The 2,456-nt window shown below is 72.1% G+C and carries 2 protein-coding genes and 1 pseudogene; 1 reads left to right on the top strand and 2 read right to left on the bottom strand.

The features are described from left to right. Nucleotides 1-271: pseudogene (locus tag E1165_RS30275) on the bottom strand (class F sortase); the annotation flags it as partial. After that, nucleotides 258-1,445 (bottom strand): hypothetical protein, encoded by a 1,188-nt coding sequence (locus tag E1165_RS28465; RefSeq protein ID WP_132394773.1) that lies wholly within the window; start codon nt 1,443-1,445, stop codon nt 258-260. The pseudogene E1165_RS30275 and the gene E1165_RS28465, both read right to left, overlap by 14 nt. A gap of 556 nt (nt 1,446-2,001) precedes the next feature. Between E1165_RS28465 and E1165_RS28460 the strand changes: the two genes are divergently transcribed. Beyond that, the coding region (locus E1165_RS28460; RefSeq protein WP_207917068.1) for a cellulose-binding domain-containing protein at nt 2,002-2,456 on the top strand (455 nt) is incomplete at its 3' end.

The following is a 2,456-nucleotide window of genomic DNA, read 5'->3' as shown; positions in this document are numbered from 1 at the left end:
GGGCGGAGCGGGGCAGCGCGGGGGCCCCGCCTCGCTGGCGGGCGGCCCGCCGTTCGCCCGGGCGGCCGGCGGTGTCCGGGTCGGGCTGCCCCACCGGAGCCGTCTGGGCGATCGGCTGCGGTGGGCGGGGCGGGGGTACCGTGCGCAGGGACAGGCCGACCAGCCCGGCGCCCACCATGGCCAGGGCGACGACGACGGCCGCGCCGGCGGCACGCCACGGTCTCCCGTGACGGCCGCCGGCCCGTGTCGTCGTCCGGTCAGACGAGCCCATTGGCCCGACGCCGGCGCATCAGCACGATGCCACCCAGGGCAGCCGCACCGATCATGCTCGCCCCGCCCAGGGCCATGCCGCCGTCGGCGCCGGTGGTGGTCAGGCCACCGTCACCGCCTTCGACGTGCCCGCGGGGGAGGACGACCAGTTCGCCCTCGCCGCACGAGCCCTTGAGCTCGTACCGGCCCGGAGCGGCGTCCGGGGAGATTCGGGCCTCGCCGTAGTAGACGAAGTTCTTCCTGTGCTTCCAGCCGTTCTCCTCGCCAGCCGCGTCCTCCTGGTCCCCGCCGCGGTACTCGCCCTTCCCGCCGCGCTCGGACTCGGTGTCGGTGTCGCGGTACTCGCCCTTCCCGCCGCGCTCGCGGCCCTCGGAGCCGTGGCCGCGCTCGGACTCGGCCGCCTCGCGGTCCTTGTCCTTCCCGTCGCGCTCGCCGTGCTCGCGGCCCTCGTAGCCGTACTCGCCGTTCTCCGTGCCGTGCTCGCCGTTCTCCGTGCCGTGCTCGCCGTTCTCCGTGCCGTGCTCGCCGTTCTCCGTGCCGTGCTCGCCGTTCTCCGAGCCGCGCTCGGACCCGGTGCCGTACCGACGGTCCTCCGAGCCGTGGGCGCGCTCGGACTCGGCCGCCTGGTCGTGCTCCTCGACCTTCCACTCGCGCTTGTGCTGGCCGCCACGCTCCTCGGCGGCCTGCTCCTGCTCGTGGGCCTTCCGGTCGCGCTCCGCCGCGTCGTCGGCGGCGATTCCGCCACCCGTACCGCCGGGCTGGCCGCCACCCGGCGTGGGCTGCGGCGTCGGACGCCGGCCGTGGTCGCCCCTGCCCTGCTCGTCGCCACCCTGCTCGCCCTTGCCGGGCTTGCCGCCCTTGTTCTTCTCCCCGGAGCCCTCGTCCTTGCCCTTCCCGTCGCGGTGCTCGCCACCGGTCTCCTCGCCCGGCTTCAGCTTCACCTTGCCGGTGACCTTGGACCAGACGTAGGCGTGCTCCTGTGACTGCGGGCAGACCTCGAGGAACTTGACGGTCTCGCCCGGCTTGGCGACGTGCGGCTTGGCGTAGACCCTGCCCTCACGGTCGCCGCCGTGATGCGTGTCGTCCGCGAACGCGACCCCCGGCGTGAACACCAGGAGAGACGCGCCGCCGAGCGCGGCGCCCGCGACGACCTTCCCGAGCATCTTGTTAGCCATGACCTGCGTCACTCCATCCCTGTTGTCCTGAGCCCGACGTCGGTCGAGCTATGACCGACGTTAGACCGTTTCGCGTATCTTCCAGGGGAAGATTCATGTTTTGGATTTTGGAGATGATCGGACGCATACGGGTGCTAGAGGGCTTATGTCGGGCTGCCCGGGTGTCGGATGCCCGGCGGCGTACTCTGGGGCGCGTCGGCGCCCTCGGGGTACTGCTGAGGCGAGTGTCCGGCTGGTGGAAGCCGGTGAGTCTTGCCGGCAGGTTTCGGGCAGATATCGAACCGTTGCCATGGAAGCGCTCCCATGCAAGAATCGCTGCACGCGGTTCGGGGAGCCACACCGCGTAGGCAGACGTCGAGGGCACCGGTGAGAACCGGACGACGCGGCCGCCGACCGGTCCTGCCCCGACTGGTCGGGGCACCACCACCACGCCCGTTCCCGGGTCGGGCACACCCCCCGAAAATCCCGTGGCACCGTGGACCGTCCGCCAGGGCGTCCGCCGCGCCATTCCGCCGGGCCGTACGCGGATCCGGTCTCGCCCAAGGAGTTCAGTGGCATGAATCTGTGGAGAAACCTGTCCGGCCGACGCCGGGCGGTCGCGCTCGCCGGTGCGAGCGCCCTGGTAGCGGGCGGGCTGGTGACCATTCCGGTCACCGCGGCGCAGGCTGCGACCCAGTGCAGCGTCGACTACACCGCGAACCAGTGGCAGGGCGGCTTCACCGCCAGCATCACCATCAGGAACATCGGTGACCCCCTGAGGTCGTGGACCCTCGGCTTCGCCTTCCCCGACGCCGGCCAGCGGGTGCAGCAGGGCTGGTCGGCGCGCTGGTCGCAGAGCGGCCAGAACGTGACCGCCACCAACGAGTCGTACAACGGTTCGGTCGCCACCGGCGGCACGGTGAACATCGGTTTCAACGGCGCGTGGAGCGGCAGCAACCCCAAGCCGACCTCGTTCACCCTGAACGGTGTGGTCTGCAACGGTGGCACCCCGCCCACCAGCACCCCGCCGAC

This window comes from Micromonospora sp. KC723 (genome assembly GCF_004348595.1).
GTDB lineage: Bacteria > Actinomycetota > Actinomycetes > Mycobacteriales > Micromonosporaceae > Micromonospora.
Note: the sequence above shows the minus strand (reverse complement) of the source record. Positions and strands in the feature narration are given on the sequence as shown.

Coding starts and splice junctions, on each gene's coding strand:
- E1165_RS28465 (WP_132394773.1), bottom strand. CDS start 1,445: ATGGCTAACAAGATGCTCGGGAAGGTCGTCGCGGGCGCCGCGCTCGGC.